This is a genomic window from Loktanella sp. F6476L (assembly GCF_023015725.1).
Taxonomy (GTDB): Bacteria; Pseudomonadota; Alphaproteobacteria; order Rhodobacterales; family Rhodobacteraceae; genus Yoonia.
On record NZ_JALKAR010000001.1, the window covers coordinates 602,417 to 620,379 of the forward strand.

At 56.1% G+C, this 17,963-nt stretch carries 15 protein-coding genes, 1 tRNA gene and 1 riboswitch; of the genes, 14 read left to right on the top strand and 2 right to left on the bottom strand.

Annotation, left to right across the window (positions count from 1 at the left end):
- Positions 1 to 68: 68 nt before the first annotated feature.
- A complete protein-coding gene (locus MWU61_RS03060; RefSeq protein ID WP_183529531.1) occupies positions 69 to 326 on the top strand; it encodes a DUF2312 domain-containing protein in 258 nt (85 codons plus the stop codon).
- An 11-nt stretch (positions 327 to 337) separates the two neighbouring features.
- Here the strand turns inward: MWU61_RS03060 and MWU61_RS03065 are convergent, their stop codons facing one another.
- Positions 338 to 1,213, bottom strand: coding sequence for a hypothetical protein (locus MWU61_RS03065; protein ID WP_247126719.1), 876 nt, complete (start codon positions 1,211 to 1,213; stop codon positions 338 to 340).
- Positions 1,214 to 1,295: 82 nt separating this feature from the next.
- On the opposite strand from MWU61_RS03065, the gene MWU61_RS03070 reads away from it, so the two are divergent.
- The 5 genes from MWU61_RS03070 (at position 1,296) to gcvP (ending at position 8,087) form a co-directional block, all read left to right on the top strand.
- Complete coding sequence (locus MWU61_RS03070) at positions 1,296 to 2,966, top strand: iron ABC transporter permease (protein ID WP_247126721.1); 1,671 nt, start codon at positions 1,296 to 1,298, stop codon at positions 2,964 to 2,966.
- Between the two features lie 27 nt (positions 2,967 to 2,993).
- Positions 2,994 to 3,069, top strand: a tRNA-Thr gene (locus MWU61_RS03075).
- A gap of 412 nt (positions 3,070 to 3,481) precedes the next feature.
- Positions 3,482 to 3,567: riboswitch (glycine riboswitch) on the top strand.
- A 161-nt stretch (positions 3,568 to 3,728) separates the two neighbouring features.
- A complete protein-coding gene (gene gcvT / locus MWU61_RS03080) occupies positions 3,729 to 4,850 on the top strand; it encodes a glycine cleavage system aminomethyltransferase GcvT (RefSeq protein WP_247126723.1) in 1,122 nt (373 codons plus the stop codon).
- An 18-nt stretch (positions 4,851 to 4,868) separates the two neighbouring features.
- A complete protein-coding gene (gcvH, locus tag MWU61_RS03085; protein WP_247126725.1) occupies positions 4,869 to 5,228 on the top strand; it encodes a glycine cleavage system protein GcvH in 360 nt (119 codons plus the stop codon).
- Positions 5,229 to 5,243: 15 nt separating this feature from the next.
- Positions 5,244 to 8,087: an aminomethyl-transferring glycine dehydrogenase gene (gene gcvP, locus MWU61_RS03090; RefSeq protein ID WP_247126727.1), complete on the top strand. Its 2,844-nt coding sequence runs from the start codon at positions 5,244 to 5,246 to the stop codon at positions 8,085 to 8,087.
- A gap of 61 nt (positions 8,088 to 8,148) precedes the next feature.
- On the opposite strand, the gene MWU61_RS03095 is transcribed toward gcvP, so the two are convergent.
- Positions 8,149 to 9,021, bottom strand: coding sequence for a MurR/RpiR family transcriptional regulator (locus MWU61_RS03095; RefSeq protein WP_247126729.1), 873 nt, complete (start codon positions 9,019 to 9,021; stop codon positions 8,149 to 8,151).
- Positions 9,022 to 9,135: 114 nt separating this feature from the next.
- Here MWU61_RS03095 and MWU61_RS03100 point away from each other — a divergent pair, with 114 nt between their 5' ends.
- The 8 genes from MWU61_RS03100 (at position 9,136) to MWU61_RS03135 (ending at position 17,952) form a co-directional block, all read left to right on the top strand.
- On the top strand, positions 9,136 to 9,891 hold the full coding sequence (locus MWU61_RS03100) for an N-formylglutamate amidohydrolase (RefSeq protein WP_247126731.1): 756 nt from the start codon (positions 9,136 to 9,138) through the stop codon (positions 9,889 to 9,891).
- The gene (locus tag MWU61_RS03105; protein WP_247126733.1) at positions 9,879 to 10,448 is read left to right on the top strand and encodes a TRAP transporter small permease subunit; all 570 of its coding nucleotides are present in this window, start codon (positions 9,879 to 9,881) and stop codon (positions 10,446 to 10,448) included. The genes MWU61_RS03100 and MWU61_RS03105 overlap by 13 nt, the downstream gene beginning before the upstream one ends.
- On the top strand, positions 10,448 to 11,773 hold the full coding sequence (locus tag MWU61_RS03110; RefSeq protein WP_247126735.1) for a TRAP transporter large permease subunit: 1,326 nt from the start codon (positions 10,448 to 10,450) through the stop codon (positions 11,771 to 11,773). The genes MWU61_RS03105 and MWU61_RS03110 overlap by 1 nt, the downstream gene beginning before the upstream one ends.
- A 46-nt stretch (positions 11,774 to 11,819) precedes the next feature.
- The gene (locus MWU61_RS03115) at positions 11,820 to 12,857 is read left to right on the top strand and encodes a TRAP transporter substrate-binding protein (RefSeq protein WP_247126737.1); all 1,038 of its coding nucleotides are present in this window, start codon (positions 11,820 to 11,822) and stop codon (positions 12,855 to 12,857) included.
- Between the two features lie 71 nt (positions 12,858 to 12,928).
- On the top strand, positions 12,929 to 14,293 hold the full coding sequence (locus tag MWU61_RS03120; RefSeq protein ID WP_247126739.1) for a glutamine synthetase family protein: 1,365 nt from the start codon (positions 12,929 to 12,931) through the stop codon (positions 14,291 to 14,293).
- Position 14,294: 1 nt separating this feature from the next.
- Positions 14,295 to 15,662, top strand: a complete 1,368-nt coding sequence (locus MWU61_RS03125; RefSeq protein ID WP_247126741.1) for an aldehyde dehydrogenase family protein — start codon at positions 14,295 to 14,297, stop codon at positions 15,660 to 15,662.
- Positions 15,663 to 15,665: 3 nt separating this feature from the next.
- Positions 15,666 to 16,811: an iron-containing alcohol dehydrogenase gene (locus tag MWU61_RS03130; RefSeq protein ID WP_247126743.1), complete on the top strand. Its 1,146-nt coding sequence runs from the start codon at positions 15,666 to 15,668 to the stop codon at positions 16,809 to 16,811.
- 79 nt (positions 16,812 to 16,890) lie between these two features.
- Positions 16,891 to 17,952 (top strand): extracellular solute-binding protein, encoded by a 1,062-nt coding sequence (locus tag MWU61_RS03135; RefSeq protein ID WP_247126745.1) that lies wholly within the window; start codon positions 16,891 to 16,893, stop codon positions 17,950 to 17,952.
- The last annotated feature ends 11 nt before the right edge of the window (positions 17,953 to 17,963 follow it).

The following is a 17,963-nucleotide window of genomic DNA, read 5'->3' on the forward strand; positions in this document are numbered from 1 at the left end:
GCGATGCCGGGCGCGGGTCGCTAGGGAAGGGCGATACGCCTTATTTGTGACGCCCAGAGGAGACCATCATGAGCGACGTTATTTCCGATACCGCCAGCACCGTTGCCGGCCAAGAGTTGCGCCAGTTCATTGAACGTTACGAACGCCTTGAGGCCGAAAAGAAAGACATCGCTGACGGCCAAAAAGAAATCATGGCCGAAGCAAAGGGCCGTGGGTACGACACCAAGGTGATCCGCAAGCTAATCGCGATCCGCAAACGGGACGCAAACGATCTGGCCGAAGAAGAAGCCGTCATGGAAATGTACATGGCCGCATTGGGCATGTAATCCGTCATTTGTTAGGGCGTGATGAAGTTCACGCCCTGCATGGACCGAATGAAATCGACGTCCGCATCATATTGGTCAGACAATTGGTCAACCAATGCGTGGGTAAATTCCGGCAGGTCGATATCTTCGTCTAGCGCGTCATCCAGCGCATATTTGTCCAAAAACGCGAGAATGATCTTGAGCTCATGCTGCGGCGTGGGGGGCGGATTGTTTTTCAGATACCCCTTCATCCGCTGCATGCCTTCTTTTTCCATAATCGTCGCCAGCAGATCGTAAGTTCCGATCAATGGTACGCTATCTGGAACGCCTGCAATTTCGCGCATCAAGCGGCCCCAGATCAGCGGCGTATCTTCGTTGCACCAAACCGATAGCCTACAACGCGGCGCGACGTATTGGATGCGTTTGATCACATCTGACCACCGGACGTCGATCGGCTGCATCCCCCGCATGAAGGTCCCGAGGTCGTCAAACTTCGATTTCGAAAAGTTTTCCGGAATGAATGTCGCCGGATTGCGCAGGGCGATGCACAGTTCAATATCATCCCCCGGAAACAGCTGAAGCAATCCGCGCACCTTCGGTTCCACCAAAGCATAGAACACGCCCTTATCGAACACCCGATTGGGGATGCAGATAAAGTTCGAATTTGACAGAACTAGCCGCTCTGTCGGTTCATCATCAAGGATCGCATCGAGCATGATGGACCGCGTTTCTGGCGCGGGCGTCGCCCCATCCAACCCTTGGATTGTTTCGCGGATAAGCCGTCTGTATTTGCTTGGACCCGGCACCTTGACCCCATCTTGGGACAGGACATCGACGTTGCGTAGCAACGATTTAAGCAGACGATCCTCGTCCGTGCAGTTTGCACCGATGTGATATACGATTTCCATGTGATCCGGGCCTTTGGTATTGCGTCCGTTTATCATAGTCCAATTTCTGGACAGTTAAACTGCTTTCAGCTATCGGCTTTTTATGTCTGAGCAAATCCGTCAGTTATTGCCGCTGAAGGCAAATCGTCGTGGGATCGATCGCTGGTCGATGGGTGCCCTTATCATCGCCGTCTTGGTTGTTTTGCCGATTGCAGCCGTTGTCTGGTTTGCTTTGACGCCGACCGATAACATCTGGCCGCATCTGATATCGACGACATTCCCGCGATATCTGCGCAATACAGTCATCTTGATGCTTAGCGTTGGTGCGTTGACTGCCGTGGTCGGTACAATCACCGCGTGGGTCGTGGCGATGTACCGCTTTCCGGGTCGGTCGTGGTTGCAATGGGCGTTGCTGATGCCCTTGGCCGTTCCGGCCTATGTTGGTGCCTACGCCTTGGTCGATTTCTTGGAGTACGCGGGGCCCGTCCAATCTGCGTTGCGTGACTTGATGGGGTGGGAAAACGCGGCGGACTACGCCTTTCCTGCGATCCGCACGCGATCGTCCGCGGTCATTGTTTTGTCAGCATCGCTCTATCCTTATGTCTACTTGCTGGCGCGCGCCGCATTCCGCGAACAATCGGGGGCAGGGTTTGAAGTTGCCCGCGCCCTGGGCGTTGGTCCTTTGGGGCGGTTTTTCCGCGTAGGCCTGCCGCTTGCGCGCCCGGCGATTGCCGCTGGCGTAGCTGTTGTCATGATGGAGACCGTCAATGATTTCGGCACTGTGGATTATTTTGCCGTGCAAACCCTGACGACTGGGATTTTTACGGTTTGGCTGCAGGGCGGGAACCTTGGCGGAGCGGCGCAACTGGCGACCTGTGTGCTGGGGATGATCGTTTTTCTTGTGACGCTTGAAAAGCTAAGCCGCCGCCGTAGCAAATTCTTCGCCTCGGCCCGTGGTCAGAGGCCAGTGTCGTTAACACAGCTTTCAGGCGGGCAGGGGGCGTTCGCGTTTTCGGTGTGTCTGTTGCCGATCTTGATCGGTTTCGTGTTGCCTGTGTCCGTTTTGACGTCTCATGCGTTGGATGCGGGACAATGGGTAGCGCCGGGATTGCGCAAGGCGTTGCTGCATACTGTCACCGTCGCAGGCTTGGCCGCGATCCTGACAGTCTTGGGCGGTCTGTTCATGGTGTACGGGGTCCGTCTGTCGCGGCGAAAACTGCCACGGTTGCTGATGCCAGTGACGGCGATTGGCTACGCGGCACCGGGGGCTGTGCTGGGGTTGGGCATCTTGGTGCCACTGGCGGCACTGGATAACCGTTTCGCGGACGCGGTGCTGGCGTTGACGGGGCGAGATCCGGGGCTGTTGGTGACGGGAACAGCCGGCGTTTTGGTCATTGCTTACGTTGTGCGATTCTTCGCGATCGCGCAGGGGACAGCTGACGCAGCGTTCGGTCGGGTGTCACCAAGCCTTCCGATGGCTGCACGGTCGCTTGGACAGTCATCAGGCGGCGTTTTGAAACGTATTTATTTGCCCTTGATGCGGGCCTCTGTCGGGTCAGCTTTGCTGTTGGTTTTCGTGGACGCGGTGAAGGAATTACCGGCTACTTTGCTTTTAAGACCCTTTAGTTACGACACTTTGGCGACCCGCGTCCATGCGAAGGCATCGCTCGAAAATATCAGTGAAGCCGCACCCGCAGCACTGATGATTACCTGCGTCGGATTGCTTGCAGTCATTTTTCTTGCGAAAGCGCAAAAAGAGGGGTTGCGGAGGTGAGAATCCTTTTCTAAAAGCAGCCGCAGTGCCCCTATAGCTCAGCTGGTAGAGCAACTGATTTGTAATCAGTAGGTCCGCGGTTCGAGTCCGTGTGGGGGCACCATTTCATCATCCAGTTTTATCCAATGACATCCGGTTAGGCCTTACATACAAAGGTTTTGTCGATATCGTTTGTCCGATGCCGTCCAGCGGCGTTTGATGCGATACCCCCAGTTTGGGGGTGCCATTGGGGGTATCCCGAGTCGGGAAAGTGATGTCTTCAGCGCCAATGTCTATGAAAATAGTGAAAACGGAATAGCATTTCCTGAAAGCTTTCATCTGGCTTGGCATGCGATAGCCACGGGGGCAATCTTATGCAATAAAAGTTTGGTGCTGCGGGTTGGCCGTTCATTTCCCAATTCGATTTCGTGTTTGGTGTGTCAGTCTGTCGTTCGTGAAAACGAGACTTACCACCTCGGCTCAAAATCACCAAAATAACCTCTTGCCTGTTGTCACGGAAAACGTGAAAGTGCCCGCACTTGACGTCGGGAGAACCAGCAAAGTTGGTGCCGAAGGAGCAACCGCCCCGGAAACTCTCAGGCAAACGGACCGACGTTGAGACGAATACTCTGGAGAGTGGCACGCAATGTGCCCGCCGAAGGGATAGCAATCTCAGGCACACGGACAGAGGGGGCATCACAGGCGAAAGCAGTGCTTTCGTGCCAGAGTGGTGCCGTGCGATATCAGCATATCGAGATGGCCGTTATTGATAAGAGGCTTACGATGTCTGATCTATTGCAAACCCCGCTACATCAGTTTCACGAAACGCTTGGCGCCAAGATGGTGCCGTTTGCGGGCTATGCGATGCCTGTTCAATACCCGATGGGCGTCATGCAAGAACATCTGCACACCCGCACCAAAGCTGGATTGTTTGACGTCAGTCATATGGGGCAGGTGATCATTAAGGGGGCGGATTATGCTGCCGCCGCGACGGCCTTAGAGACGTTGATACCTGTCGATGTTCTTGGGTTAGCCCCGGATCGTCAACGTTACGGATTTCTAACGAATGACACGGGCGGGATTATGGATGACCTGATGCTTGCCAATCGGGGTGATCAAATCTTCATGGTCGTGAATGCAGGCTGCAAACGGGATGATATTGCTTACCTCAAGTCCAAGCTAGACGATGTCAGCGTCACCGAAGTTACGGATCGTGCGTTAATTGCATTGCAGGGGCCTGCCGCTGAAACAGTGTTGGCAGCCCTTGATCCAAAGGTCGCGGATATGCGTTTCATGGATGTGATCACGGCGTCGCTGGCAGGTGGGGATTGTTGGGTGTCGCGGTCGGGTTATACCGGTGAAGACGGGTACGAGATTTCAGTTCCCGCCGCACAGGCCGCGACATTGGCGCAAACGCTACTAGCGCATGACGACGTGGCTCCGATTGGGCTTGGTGCGCGAGATAGTCTACGATTGGAAGGCGGGCTTTGCCTTTACGGGCACGATATAAATACGGACACGACCCCGACTGAAGCGGCACTGAACTGGGCCATCCAAAAGGTGCGTCGCAGTGGCGGTGATCGCGCTGGTGGGTTTCCAGGCGCTGACGTCATCTTGGCCCAGCTGGCTGACGGGGCGGACCGCAAACGGGTGGGGTTGCTGCCCGAAGGACGCGCACCGATGCGCGAGGGCGTGCCGCTGTTTGCACATATTGAGGACGAGACGCCGATTGGGGCGATCACATCCGGTGGTTTTGGTCCGACTGTCAGTGGACCTGTGGCGATGGGCTACCTGCCGGTCGCACAGGCTGACCTAGGAACAACCGTCTATGGCGAACTGCGCGGCAAAAGATTGCCACTGACGGTCGCCGCACTTCCTTTCACACCTGCAAATTTCAAACGCTAAACGAACCGGAGAAGATACATGAAATTCACTGAAGAACACGAATGGCTGCGCCCTGAAGGCGATATTGTTGTCGTTGGCATCACCGAACACGCCACGACCCAACTGGGTGATATTGTCTTTGTTGAACTGCCTGATGTCGGGACAACCGTGACCAAAGACGAAGAAATTGTCGTGATCGAAAGCGTCAAAGCCGCGTCCGATATTATGGCTCCGATTGATGGTGAAATCGTCGAAGTGAACAGTGCGCTTGCGGACAATCCCGCCCTTGCGAACGAGGATGCAATCGGCGCGGGCTGGTTTTTCAAAATCAAACCGTCTGATGCGTCCCAGATGGACGAATACATGGATGAAGCTGCGTACAACGCCTTGATCGCCTAACCTACGGAGCCTGACATGACCTTCACCCCGACCGACTACTTGCCATATGATTTTGCCAACCGCCGCCACATTGGGCCAACGCCTTCGGAAATGGCCGACATGCTGGATGTCCTCGGGGCGAAGGATCTGGAAGCGCTGATCGACGACACGTTGCCAGCCAAGATCCGTCAGGATGCGCCGCTTGAATTCGGGAAACCGATGTCAGAGCGCGAATTGCTGCATCACATGAAGATCACGGCGTCCAAGAATAAGGTGCTGACGTCACTGATCGGGCAGGGGTATCACGGCACGGTGACGCCACCCGCTATTCAGCGCAACATCTTTGAAAATCCGGCATGGTACACGGCTTACACGCCTTACCAGCCTGAGATTTCGCAGGGACGTCTTGAGGCTCTTTTGAATTTCCAGACAATGGTGTCCGATTTGACCGGTCTGGAAATTGCGAACGCATCCTTGCTGGACGAAGCCACGGCCTGCGCTGAAGCGATGACAATGGCGCAGCGTATCGCGAAAACAAAGGTGGAGGGCTTTTTTATCGACGAAAACTGCCATCCGCAGAACATTTCGGTAATGAAAACCCGTGCGGCGCCGCTGGGTATCGAGATCACTATCGGAAAGCCTGACGATATGGACGCTGACGCCGTCTTTGGCGCGATTTTCCAATATCCGGGCACCTACGGACACATTCGTGATTTCACGCCTGAAATCGCCAAACTGCATGCTTCAAAAGCGATTGGTATCATCGCGGCTGACCCGTTGTCGCTAACGTTGCTGAAGGAACCGGGTGCGATGGGGGCGGATATTGCCGTAGGTAGCACGCAACGTTTTGGTGTGCCTGTGGGCTATGGCGGCCCGCACGCTGCCTATATGGCTACCAAGCAGAACTACGCGCGCTCTATGCCCGGGCGGCTTGTGGGTGTGTCCATCGACAGTCACGGCAACCGCGCATACCGGCTGTCGTTGCAAACGCGCGAACAACATATCCGGCGCGAAAAGGCGACGTCGAATGTCTGTACCGCCCAAGCGTTGCTTGCCGTGATGGCGGGCTTCTATGCGGTGTTCCACGGGCCAGAGGGGCTTAAGGCGATTGCGCAGCGTATTCACCGCAAAACGGCGCGACTGGCAGAGGGGATCAAGGGAGCGGGATTTGATGTGCGCCCAGCCACGTTCTTTGACACGATCACCGTTGAGGTTGGACCACTGCAAGCGGCTGTTATGAAATCGGCAGTTGATGAAGGGATTAACCTGCGTGCTGTTGGCACAACGCAGGTGGGGATCACGTTGGATGAACGCACGCGTCCCGCGACGATTGAGGCCGTCTGGCGCGCCTTCGGGATTGACCGCGCGGACAAGGATTACACGCCGCATTACCACGTCCCTGAAAAGCTGATCCGTACGTCTGATTACCTGACGCATCCGGTGTTCCACATGAACCGCGCCGAGACCGAGATGATGCGCTATATGCGGCGGCTGGCGGATCGTGATCTGGCACTTGACCGTGCGATGATCCCGTTGGGGTCTTGCACGATGAAGCTTAATTCCGCCGCTGAAATGATGCCGGTGTCTTGGGATGAATTTTCGTTGCTGCACCCTTATGTCCCACGCGATCAGGCGGCCGGTTATATGGAAATGATCGACGATCTGTCGGCGAAGCTGTGTGACGTGACAGGCTATGACGCGATTTCGATGCAGCCCAATTCGGGTGCACAGGGCGAATATGCGGGACTATTGTCGATGGCCCGTTATCACCAAGCAAACGGGCAGGGGCACCGTAACATTTGCCTGATCCCGATGTCCGCGCATGGCACTAACCCTGCGTCCGCCCAAATGGTTGGTTGGAAAGTTGTGCCGATCAAATCCGCCGACAACGGTGATATTGATGTCGATGATTTCCGCGCGAAGGCCGAACAACATGCTGATAACCTTGCGGGCTGTATGATCACCTATCCGTCAACCCACGGCGTGTTCGAGGAAACTGTGATCGAGGTATGCCAAATTGTGCATGACCACGGCGGTCAGGTCTACATTGACGGGGCCAACATGAACGCGATGGTGGGTCTGTCCCGCCCCGGTGATCTGGGCGGGGACGTCAGCCACCTGAACCTGCACAAAACGTTCTGCATTCCGCATGGCGGCGGTGGTCCGGGCATGGGGCCCATCGGAGTTAAATCCCATCTGATCCCGCATCTGCCTGGCGATCCGACAACGGGCGAGGGTGCAGTATCTGCTGCGGCTTTCGGGTCGCCGTCGCTGTTGCCGATTTCGTGGGCCTATTGTTTGATGATGGGCGGCGACGGGCTGACGCAAGCGACGCGCGTGGCGATCCTCAACGCCAACTACATTGCCAAACGGCTCGAGGGGGCATTCGAGGTGCTATATAAGGGCCCTTCAGGTCGCGTCGCACATGAATGTATCATCGACACACGTCCTTTTGCGGACAGCGCACATGTGACAGTGGACGACATCGCCAAGCGGTTGATCGATTGTGGTTTCCACGCCCCCACAATGAGCTGGCCTGTTGCGGGCACCTTGATGATCGAACCCACCGAATCCGAGACAAAGGCCGAACTCGACCGTTTTTGCGATGCGATGCTCGCCATCCGCGCAGAGATCAAGGATATCGAGGACGGCAATGCTGATCCGGAGAATAATCCTTTGAAGAACGCGCCGCACACGATGGAAGACCTGATCACAGACTGGGACAGGCCTTATTCACGCGAAGCGGGGTGTTTCCCGCCTGGTGCGTTCCGGATCGACAAATACTGGCCGCCGGTCAACCGTGTCGACAACGTCTGGGGGGATCGCAACCTTGCCTGTACTTGCTCGCCAATGGACGACTATCTGGACGCGGCTGAATAGGTTCAGCGTTTGAATTGTTGGCCGCGACAGTTGTGCGATTGTCGCGGTCTTCGACGCGGAGCTAGGTGAATTTCCGGAACAGTTTTGTCTGGTCGAACATATCCTCAAGCCCTTCGATGCGGGCCTTTGTTTCGGTCCAGTTTAAGGTTTGCACAGACGAAATCATCGTCTCAATCAACAGCATCGTGGTCGTCGCGCTGTCCCATGCGGACGGCACGATAATCCGGTTGCTCAGACAGACCGTGGCAAGCGGGTGCACGGGCGATAGCCACTGGTCGGTCATCAAGATGATCAATGCGCCACGTTCATGCGCCATTTCGGCCAGTTTCAACGTGTTGTTTTCGTATCTGCGTACGTCAAAGATCACAAATACATCGCCCTTCTTTGCGTTCAGCAAATAGTGCGGCCATGTGTTTGAGGTGGATTGCACATGCGTCAGGTTCGCCCTGATGACCTGCATATGCAAAAACAGATATTCAGCCAAAGTGTGGGTAATGCGGCCCCCAACGATATAAAGATGTCGGTCCTTGTCTGCGAGCAGTTCACAGGCGTGATCGAATGCATCGGGATCAATTTGACCAAGTGTCAGACGGATATTGTCGATCACAGCGTCGGTGAACCTGTTCAGGATATGCTCGGATGGTGCCGCCTCTGCCCACGTGTCGTGTTTGGCGATGGGGGTTTGTACGCGTGCCTTTAATTCGTCGCGTAAGCCCGACTGGAATTCTGGATAGCCTTTGTATCCGAGTTTTTGCACCATACGTGCGACTGTAGGCACAGACACGTCGGCGTTCTTGGCCAATGCGGTAAGCGGCCCGAGACTAGATGCCGGATAATTTTCGAGGACGGACAGGGCCAATTGCCGCTCTGCGCGCGTGAGCTGATCAAGCATTTCGTGGATGCGATCGGATATTGTTTGTGCAGCCTCGGTCATCGTTGCCCCCATTTTGTTCACAAAAATAACAGCGCAAACTGATGTGTGATAAATATTTCACAATTGTGTTGACATCGCGGGGGTATGGCAAGCACTTTATCACTGGGGGTTGCGATGAATTTACGGACAGACGATTCAGGTTGTGTTGAGGTCGTACGCGACACGGGAAGCTCTGCCGTGGTTCTAGTCTGCGAACATGCCAGCCCGTTTATTCCCGAAGCGTTCAACGACCTCGGGATTGCCCCTGCCGCAAAGCGAAGCCACGTCGCGTGGGATCCCGGTGCTATGGCTGTGGCAAAGGCGATGGCGCAAAACCTTGATGCGGTGCTTGTTGCCTCGAAGGTGTCGCGCCTTGTCTACGATTGTAATCGCCCGCCGGAGGCCGCAGACGCGATGCCAATCCGAAGCGAAGCGTTTGATGTGCCCGGCAATGTTGGCCTGACGCAGTCGGAAAAAGACGCCCGTGTGGCGCAGTTTTACACGCCGTTCAAAGACACGCTTGCGCATGAGATTGCACAGCGGACGGGTCCGGTTATCGTGACTATTCACAGCTTCACCCCCGTCTACAACGGACAGGCGCGGGACGTCGAAATCGGGGTGCTGCATGACAGTGACAGCCGCTTGGCAGATGCGATTTTGGATGCTGCCGACACGTTTGATGTGCGCCGGAACGCGCCTTACGGTCCCGAAGACGGGGTCACGCACACGCTGAAAGAACACGCCATCAAGCACGGCCATCTGAATGTCATGATCGAGGTGCGCAACGATCTGATTGCAGATGCACAATCACAATCCGCGATGGCTGCGACGCTGACACGCTGGCTCAGCAAAGCCATCGACGCTGTGGAGGCCGCCGCATGCAAGGGTTGATGCGCGGATACATTCGCGGCGTCGACGCTGTGAACTACCGGATCGGCCGTGTCGCGATGTACGGGATTTTTGTGCTCATGGGGATTCTGCTGTGGTCGTCGATCAGCAAAACATTCTTTCTGCCAACGCTTTGGACGCTTGAGTTGGCCCAGTTTGTGATGGTGGGGTATTATATCCTTGGTGGGCCGTATTCCTTGCAGCTTGGCTCGAACGTGCGGATGGACCTGCTGTATGGCGATTGGTCGATGAAGCGCAAAGCGTGGTTCGATGCGATCACAGTCCTGTTTTTGATCTTTTACCTATGTGTGCTGATCTATGGCGCGGTGAGTTCCACGGCCTATTCGCTTGGCTACTGGAAAGACACGCCGTTTTCGTTCCTTGCAGGCGTCGTGATCGGCACCGAAGAGATCGGCACGCTGGAACGGTCGTCCTCTGCCTGGCGCCCCTACATGTGGCCGATCAAAGTGGTGATGATCGTGGGCTTTGTGCTGATGCTGCTGCAATGCATTTCCGAATTTTTCAAAGATATCCTGCGTCTTAAAGGGGCCGACATCTGATGCCTTACGAGATGATCGCGACCCTTATGTTTTCGACGATGATGCTGATGTTGCTTACCGGTCAGCGGGTGTTTGGCGCTATTGGGTTTGTCGCTGTGGTCGCGGCTTTGCTGCTGTGGGGCGACAAGGGCGGCTACGACATCGGGTTTGCTGCCGCGATGAAACTGATGAAGTGGTATCCGCTGCTGACGCTGCCGATGTTCATCTTCATGGGTTACGTGTTGAGCGAATCCAAGATCGCCGATGATCTTTATAAGATGTTCCATGTCTGGATGGGCGGCCTACGTGGCGGGCTTGCGATTGGCACGATTGGCCTGATGGTGCTGATTTCCGCGATGAACGGGCTTAGCGTGGCTGGCATGGCGATTGGGGCGACGATTGCGCTGCCTGAACTGCTGAAACGTGGCTACGACAAACGCATGGTGACGGGTGTTATTCAGGCCGGATCGTCATTGGGTATTCTCGTGCCGCCGTCTGTGGTTCTGGTGTTGTACGCAATGATTGCGCGCCAACCGGTGGGGCAATTGTGGCTGGCGGGTGTGGTGCCGGGCCTGATGATGGCGGCACTTTTCATCATCTATATCGTGGTACGTTGTTGGAAGAACCCTGAACTCGGGCCTGCCTTACCTGCCGCAGAGCGCGACATTCCGCAGGCTGAGAAATACCGTCTGCTGTTGGCCGGATTGCTGCCGTTGGTCATTTTTGCGGTGATGATGGTGCCGTTTGTGAACGGGTGGACATCTTTGGTGGAAAGCTCTGCGATTGGTGCGATTGCCGCGTTCTTGGCGGCGGTGCTCAAGGGGCGCATGACCCGCGAGGTGTTCGAGAAGTCGGTGCGCAATACGTTGGGCATCACCTGCATGTTCATGTGGATCATCCTTGCGGCATTGGCGTTCGGCGCGGTGTTTGACGGGCTGGGCGCTGTTAAAGCAATCGAGAGCCTGTTCACAGAACGGCTTGGCCTGAACCCTTGGGTGATCCTGATCTTGATGCAGTTGTCCTTCATCGTGATGGGCACGTTCCTTGATGACACGGCGATGCTGGTCATCGTCGCCCCGCTTTACGTGCCGCTGGTAGGCGAATTGGGCTTTGATCTGATCTGGTACGGCATTTTGTACACGATCACCTGCCAGATAGCCTATATGACGCCGCCGTTTGGCTACAACCTGTTCCTGATGCGGGCGATGGCCCCGCCAGAGATCAGCATTCAGGACATCTACCGGTCCATCGGGCCGTTCGTGATGGTGATGGTTGGTGCACTGATCCTCGTGATGGTGTTCCCGCAACTGGCCCTGTGGCTGCCCAATTATGTTTACGGAAATTAAGATCAAGAACTCCGCCAATGGAGCCTAACCCAACAAGGAGACTATTATGACGACAAGACGTAATTTTATTCGCAATGCGGGCCTCGCCGGTGCCGCAACGTTGGCGGCACCATCGATTGCCCGCGCACAAGAAGCGATCAAATGGCGGTTCCAGACCTATGCGGGGTCCGCGCTTGGTGAACATGTGACCAAGCCTGTGATTGATTACATCAACACTGCGGCAAACGGCGAGCTGGAAGTCGAGCTGTTCTACGCCGATCAGATTGTGCCCACGGGCGAGTTGTTCCAAGCGTTGCAGCGCGGCACGATTGATGGTGTGCATTCTGACGATGACAGCATGGCCTCACCCACACCGCTGCAGCAGTTTGGTGGCTATTTCCCGTTTGCGACGAAACATATTCTCGATGTGCCGGTATTGTTTAACCAATACGGTCTTAAGGAAATCTGGGAAGAGGAATACGCCAAGGTCGGCGTCAAATGGCTGTCAGCGGCAGGGCAAGACCCTTGTAACTTTAACACCACCAAAGAAATCACCAGCGTTGCCGATCTTGAAGGGTTGAAACTGTATACCTTCCCGACGGCGGGTCGGTTCCTGTCGAAATTCGGTGTGGTCCCAGTGAACATCCCATACGAGGACGCAGAGGTTGCCGTGCAAACGGGCGAGCTGGACGGTATGGCGTGGTCGGGCATCACCGAGGATTACACCGTCGGCTGGGCCGACGTGACCGACTATTTCCTGACGAACAATATTTCAGGCGCATGGATTGGGTCGTGGTTCGTGAACGAAGAACGCTGGGCGGATCTGCCTGACCACCTTAAGTCCATCGTCATGGCCGCGACCGAGGCCGGACACACCTACCGCAACCAATGGTATTGGGGTGGCGAGGCCGCACTGCGCGCCAATGGCGATAAGCTGCAACTGCGCTCCGTCCCTGCAGGCGAATGGGCGGAAGTCGAGAACGCAGCGAAAGAATTCTGGGAAGAAGTGGCGGAAGAAGGTGAAGTTCACCAGAAGATCGTCAACATCTTCAAAGAATATAACAGCGTCATCAATCAGGCCGGTGCCCCTTACAATTTCGAGTAAGCCACCGCATCGTAAACTGACCACCCCGCATGATTTGCGGGGTGGTTCCCACTTCGACAAGGACATACATCATGGCTGGAAATCTTACGTTTGAGGCGCTGAAGGTGGCGGTCAAGGACGGTGCAATTGATACTGTCCTTGTCTGTTTTCCCGACATGCAGGGCAGGCTGCTTGGTAAACGGTTCCATGCGGTTAATTTCGTTGAGACATCGTTCAAGGAAACCCATTGCTGCAACTATTTGCTGGCAACCGACCTTGAGATGGCCACACCCGATGGCTATGCCGCAAGCAGTTGGGAAAAAGGGTACGGCGATTACGTTATGGCCCCGGACCTGACCACGTTGCGCAGCGTGCCATGGCTGGAAGGCACCGCGATGGTGCTTTGCGATATCCTTGATCACCATACACACGCACCGGTGCCCCATGCACCGCGCCAGATCCTCAAGACTCAAATCGCCCGCCTGAAAGAGCTGGGCTTTGACGCGATGATGGCGACCGAGTTGGAATTTTTCCTGTTCGAGAAATCGTTCGACGACATCCGCAAGGGCGGCTTTCGCGATCTGACACCGATCAGTGGCTATAACGAAGATTACCACATCCTTCAGACCACCAAAGAAGAAAGCGTGATGCGCCCGATCCGTAACCATCTGTATGCGGCGGGCCTGCCAATTGAGAATTCCAAAGGCGAGGCGGAGACCGGTCAGGAAGAGTTGAACATCCGCTACGCAGACGCGCTGGATTGCGCTGACCACCACACCATTGCGAAGAACGCGATCAAGGAAATCGCATGGCAACAGGGCCATGCGGCGACATTCCTGCCGAAATGGGATCACACCAAGGTTGGATCATCGTCGCACGTTCATCAATCGCTGTGGAAAGATGGGGAACCGGTTTTCTACGATGCGGACGCCGATCTTGGTATGTCGCAAGTGATGCAGCATTATATGGCCGGTCTGATCGCCTATGCCCCTGATTACACGTTCTTTCTGGCCCCCTATATCAACAGCTACAAACGCTTTGCCAAAGGCACTTTTGCCCCCACAAAAACGGTTTGGTCAGTGGATAACCGCACCGCAGGGTTCCGCCTGTGTGGTGACGGCACCAAAGGGATCAGGGCAGAATGCCGGATCGGTGGATCGGATTTGAACCCCTATCTGGCACAGGCCGCAATGCTGGCCGCTGGTATCAAGGGCATCGAGGACAAGATTGAGCTTTCCGCACCCACGCGTGGCGACGTCTATGAAGACGCCAAGGCACAGGACATTCCGCAAACACTGCGGGCCGCGACGGAAACCTTGCGCGGGTCGGCAATGCTACGCGCTGCGATGGGCGACGATGTGGTCGACCACTACACGCGCTGCGCGGAATGGGAACAAGAAGAATTTGACCGCGTTGTGACCGATTGGGAAATCGCACGCGGCTTTGAAAGGGCTTAAGATGATCCGTTGTATTTCCCCGATTGATGGCTCCGTTTATGCGGAACGGCCGACCCTTTCGACTGATGAGGCTCCCGCCGCAGTCGCACGCGCTAAATCCGCGCAATCGGACTGGGCCGCACGCCCATTGGCCGAACGGATAGCACTGGTGCAAGCCGGTGTAGCAAATGTGGGTGCGATGAACGACGAAATCGTGCCGGAACTCGCGCATCAGATGGGCCGGCCTGTGCGCTACGGCGGCGAATTTGGCGGGTTTAATGAGCGTGCCAGCTACATGGCCGAGATCGCGCAAGAGGCGCTCGCTGATATCGAAATCGAAGACAGCGCCGCTTTTCGCCGCGTGATCAAACGTGTCCCGCACGGTGTCGTGCTTGTCGTGGCCCCGTGGAATTACCCCTACATGACGGCGATCAACACCGTCGCCCCTGCGCTGATCGCAGGCAATGCGGTGATGCTGAAACACGCAAGTCAAACGCCGCTGGTTGGTGAACGTATGGCGCAGGCGTTTCATGCAGCGGGCATTCCGGAAGACGTGTTTCAAAACGTCTTTCTCGACCACCAAACCACGTCCGATCTAATCGCTGCCAAATCATTCGGCTTTGTCAATTTCACAGGCTCTGTCGGTGGCGGACAAGCGATGGAACAGGCGGCGGCGGGCTCGTTCACGGGCATCGGGCTAGAGCTGGGCGGTAAAGACCCCGGTTATGTCTGTGACGACGCGGATATTGATGCGGCGGTCGACACGTTGATCGATGGGGCAATGTTCAATGCAGGCCAATGCTGCTGCGGGATCGAACGGATTTATGTGGCCGAACAACACTTTGACAGCTTCGTGGAAAAGGCTGTGGCGATTGTGAATGGCTATAAGCTGGGCAATCCATTGGACCCTGAAACGACGCTTGGGCCGATGGCGCACAAACGCTTTGCCGACGAGGTGCGCGCGCAAACTGCTGAGGCGGTAGCCGACGGTGCGACAGCCCACATCGAGAAATTCGCGGAAGACGATGGCGGTGCCTATCTGACCCCGCAAATCCTGACGAATGTGACCCATGATATGCGCGTGATGCGCGACGAAAGCTTTGGTCCCGTGGTCGGCATCATGCCCGTCAAAGACGACGCAGAGGCGATCCGCCTGATGAACGACAGCAACTTTGGCCTGACAGCGTCTATCTGGACAAACGATGCCATCCGCGCTGAAACCATTGCAGATCAGATCGAGACGGGTACGGTTTTTATGAACCGTGCTGATTACCTTGATCCGGGCCTATGCTGGACCGGGTGCAAAGACACAGGGCGCGGCGGTGGCCTGTCGATCATTGGCTACCACAATCTGACACGGCCAAAATCCTATCATCTAAAGAAAGCCTGAGACATGACGTTGATTGCTAACTGGTCCTACCCGACCGCCATTCGTTTCGGCGCTGGGCGCATTTCGGAAATCGCTGACGCCTGCCGTGCGGCGGGTATCACCAAACCGCTGCTGATCACGGATCGCGGGCTTGCCGATATGGAGATCACGACGCGCACGCTTGATCTGCTGGCGGAGGCTGGGCTGGGTCGTGCGATCTTCGCGGATGTGGACCCGAACCCGAACGAGAAAAACGCGGCCGCAGGTGTGAAAGCCTATAACGACGGCGGGCACGACGGGGTTGTGGCCTTTGGTGGTGGGTCGGGGCTTGATCTGGGGAAACTCGTGGCGTTTCTTGCAGGGCAAACGCGGCCTTTGTGGGATTTCGAGGATATCGGCGATTGGTGGACCCGCGCGGATGCGGACGCGATTGCGCCCATCGTGGCGGTGCCAACCACCGCAGGGACAGGGTCCGAGGTGGGCCGCGCGTCGGTCATTACCAATTCGGAAACCCAAGAGAAAAAGATCATCTTCCACCCCAAGTTCTTGCCAAGCGTCGTGATCTGCGATCCTGAACTCACGGTGGGGATGCCGCAGTTTATCACGGCGGGCACAGGCCTTGATGCCTTTGCCCATTGCGTAGAGGCGTTCTGTTCGCCGCATTACCACCCGATGTCGCAGGGTATGGCGTTAGAGGGTATGCGTCTGGTCAAAGACTACCTGCCACGCGCTTATGCCCACGGCACAGATATCGAAGCGCGGGCGCATATGATGTCCGCCGCCGCGATGGGAGCCACAGCGTTTCAAAAAGGGCTGGGTGCCATCCATGCGTTGTCGCATCCGATTGGCGCGATGTATCACACGCACCATGGCACGACGAATGCGGTTTGCATGCCTGCGGTCCTGCAATTCAACCGTCCCGCAATCACGGGCGTGATGACGCAAGCCGCCGATTATCTCGGGATTGCAGGCGGGTTTGACGGGTTCTGCGCCTATGTGGACGAACTGAACGCATCGCTCGGGACTCCAAAGACGCTGACCGCGCTTGGCGTGACCGATCCCGATATCGATCGGATTGTTGCAGGCGCACTTAGCGACCCGAGCACCGGGGGCAACCCCGTCGAGATGACCGAGGAGAACACACGCGCCCTTTTGCAGGCCTGTTTGTAGATTTCAGACGTCACGACAAAAAACCGTTACAAATCAAGCATAAAGACAACGCGACACCATATTAACAGGGAGAAGAACCATGAAAATTTCATTCGTTTCCACCATCGCTGTCGTCACGGCGCTGGCCGCACAAGGCGCACAGGCCGATACGCTGCGGTTGCTCACATGGGGCGGCTACGCCCCCGAAGAAGTGATTGCCATGTTCGAGGCCGAAACCGGTCACACGGTTGAGGTTACAACATCCAACAATGAAGAAATGATTGCGAAACTGCGGGCCACAAACGGCGGCGGTTTCGATCTGGCGCAACCAAGCCAAGACCGGATCACCAGCGCACAAGAAGAATTCGGCATCTACAAGCCGATTGATATGTCCAAAGTTACGGCGGATCAGTTCATCCCGTCGATGCTATCGGCGACTGCGTCAAACACGACATTCGACGGTGAAGTCTACGGCCTGCCACATGTTTGGGGCACCAGCGGCCTTGTCGTGAATACCGCGATGGCAGGCGATGTGACCGATTATGCAGACCTGTGTGATGCGTCGGTTGCTGGTAAAGTATCCTACCGCCTGAAGCGTCCGACATTGATCGGCTTTGCTTATTCGATGGGGCTCGATCCGTTTGCCGCCTACGGCGACACCGATGCCTATCAGGGTATTCTTGATCAGGTCGAAGCAAAACTGACCGAATGTAAGGCCAACGTCAAAACCTACTGGGATGGCGGCGACGAGATCAAGAACCTGCTGCGCTCTGGGGAAGTGGTTGCGTCGATGGCGTGGGACACAGGCGGCTGGCAGCTGAACGCGGACAATCCCGATATCACATTCGTGGCCCCAGAAGCCGGTGCATTGGGCTGGATCGACACGTTTGTTCTGCCTGCGCGGGGTCGTGCGGATGACGCGGCTTACGACTGGATCAACTTTGTGATGCAGCCCGAAATCGCTGCAATGATCACGAATACGGCCGGTAACTTCACCGCCGCCGTTGATGGTGACGCAAACGTCAGCGCTGATCTGAAGGCACGCTATCAAGGCAGCTTTGATCAGGCCGCAATCGACAACATCAAATGGTATCCACCTGTACCTGCGGGTCTGGAAACACTGGAAGGTGCGACGCTCGACCGGATTAACGCCGCGAACTAAGCGTTTGAAAT

Excerpts from the sequence above, each read along its gene's own strand:
- MWU61_RS03060 (WP_183529531.1), top strand. The coding sequence starts at position 69 with ATGAGCGACGTTATTTCCGATACCGCCAGCACCGTTGCCGGCCAAGAG.
- MWU61_RS03065 (WP_247126719.1), bottom strand. The coding sequence starts at position 1,213 with ATGGAAATCGTATATCACATCGGTGCAAACTGCACGGACGAGGATCGT.
- MWU61_RS03070 (WP_247126721.1), top strand. The coding sequence starts at position 1,296 with ATGTCTGAGCAAATCCGTCAGTTATTGCCGCTGAAGGCAAATCGTCGT.
- gcvT (WP_247126723.1), top strand. The coding sequence starts at position 3,729 with ATGTCTGATCTATTGCAAACCCCGCTACATCAGTTTCACGAAACGCTT.
- gcvH (WP_247126725.1), top strand. The coding sequence starts at position 4,869 with ATGAAATTCACTGAAGAACACGAATGGCTGCGCCCTGAAGGCGATATT.
- gcvP (WP_247126727.1), top strand. The coding sequence starts at position 5,244 with ATGACCTTCACCCCGACCGACTACTTGCCATATGATTTTGCCAACCGC.
- MWU61_RS03095 (WP_247126729.1), bottom strand. The coding sequence starts at position 9,021 with ATGACCGAGGCTGCACAAACAATATCCGATCGCATCCACGAAATGCTT.
- MWU61_RS03100 (WP_247126731.1), top strand. The coding sequence starts at position 9,136 with ATGAATTTACGGACAGACGATTCAGGTTGTGTTGAGGTCGTACGCGAC.
- MWU61_RS03105 (WP_247126733.1), top strand. The coding sequence starts at position 9,879 with ATGCAAGGGTTGATGCGCGGATACATTCGCGGCGTCGACGCTGTGAAC.
- MWU61_RS03110 (WP_247126735.1), top strand. The coding sequence starts at position 10,448 with ATGCCTTACGAGATGATCGCGACCCTTATGTTTTCGACGATGATGCTG.
- MWU61_RS03115 (WP_247126737.1), top strand. The coding sequence starts at position 11,820 with ATGACGACAAGACGTAATTTTATTCGCAATGCGGGCCTCGCCGGTGCC.
- MWU61_RS03120 (WP_247126739.1), top strand. The coding sequence starts at position 12,929 with ATGGCTGGAAATCTTACGTTTGAGGCGCTGAAGGTGGCGGTCAAGGAC.
- MWU61_RS03125 (WP_247126741.1), top strand. The coding sequence starts at position 14,295 with ATGATCCGTTGTATTTCCCCGATTGATGGCTCCGTTTATGCGGAACGG.
- MWU61_RS03130 (WP_247126743.1), top strand. The coding sequence starts at position 15,666 with ATGACGTTGATTGCTAACTGGTCCTACCCGACCGCCATTCGTTTCGGC.
- MWU61_RS03135 (WP_247126745.1), top strand. The coding sequence starts at position 16,891 with ATGAAAATTTCATTCGTTTCCACCATCGCTGTCGTCACGGCGCTGGCC.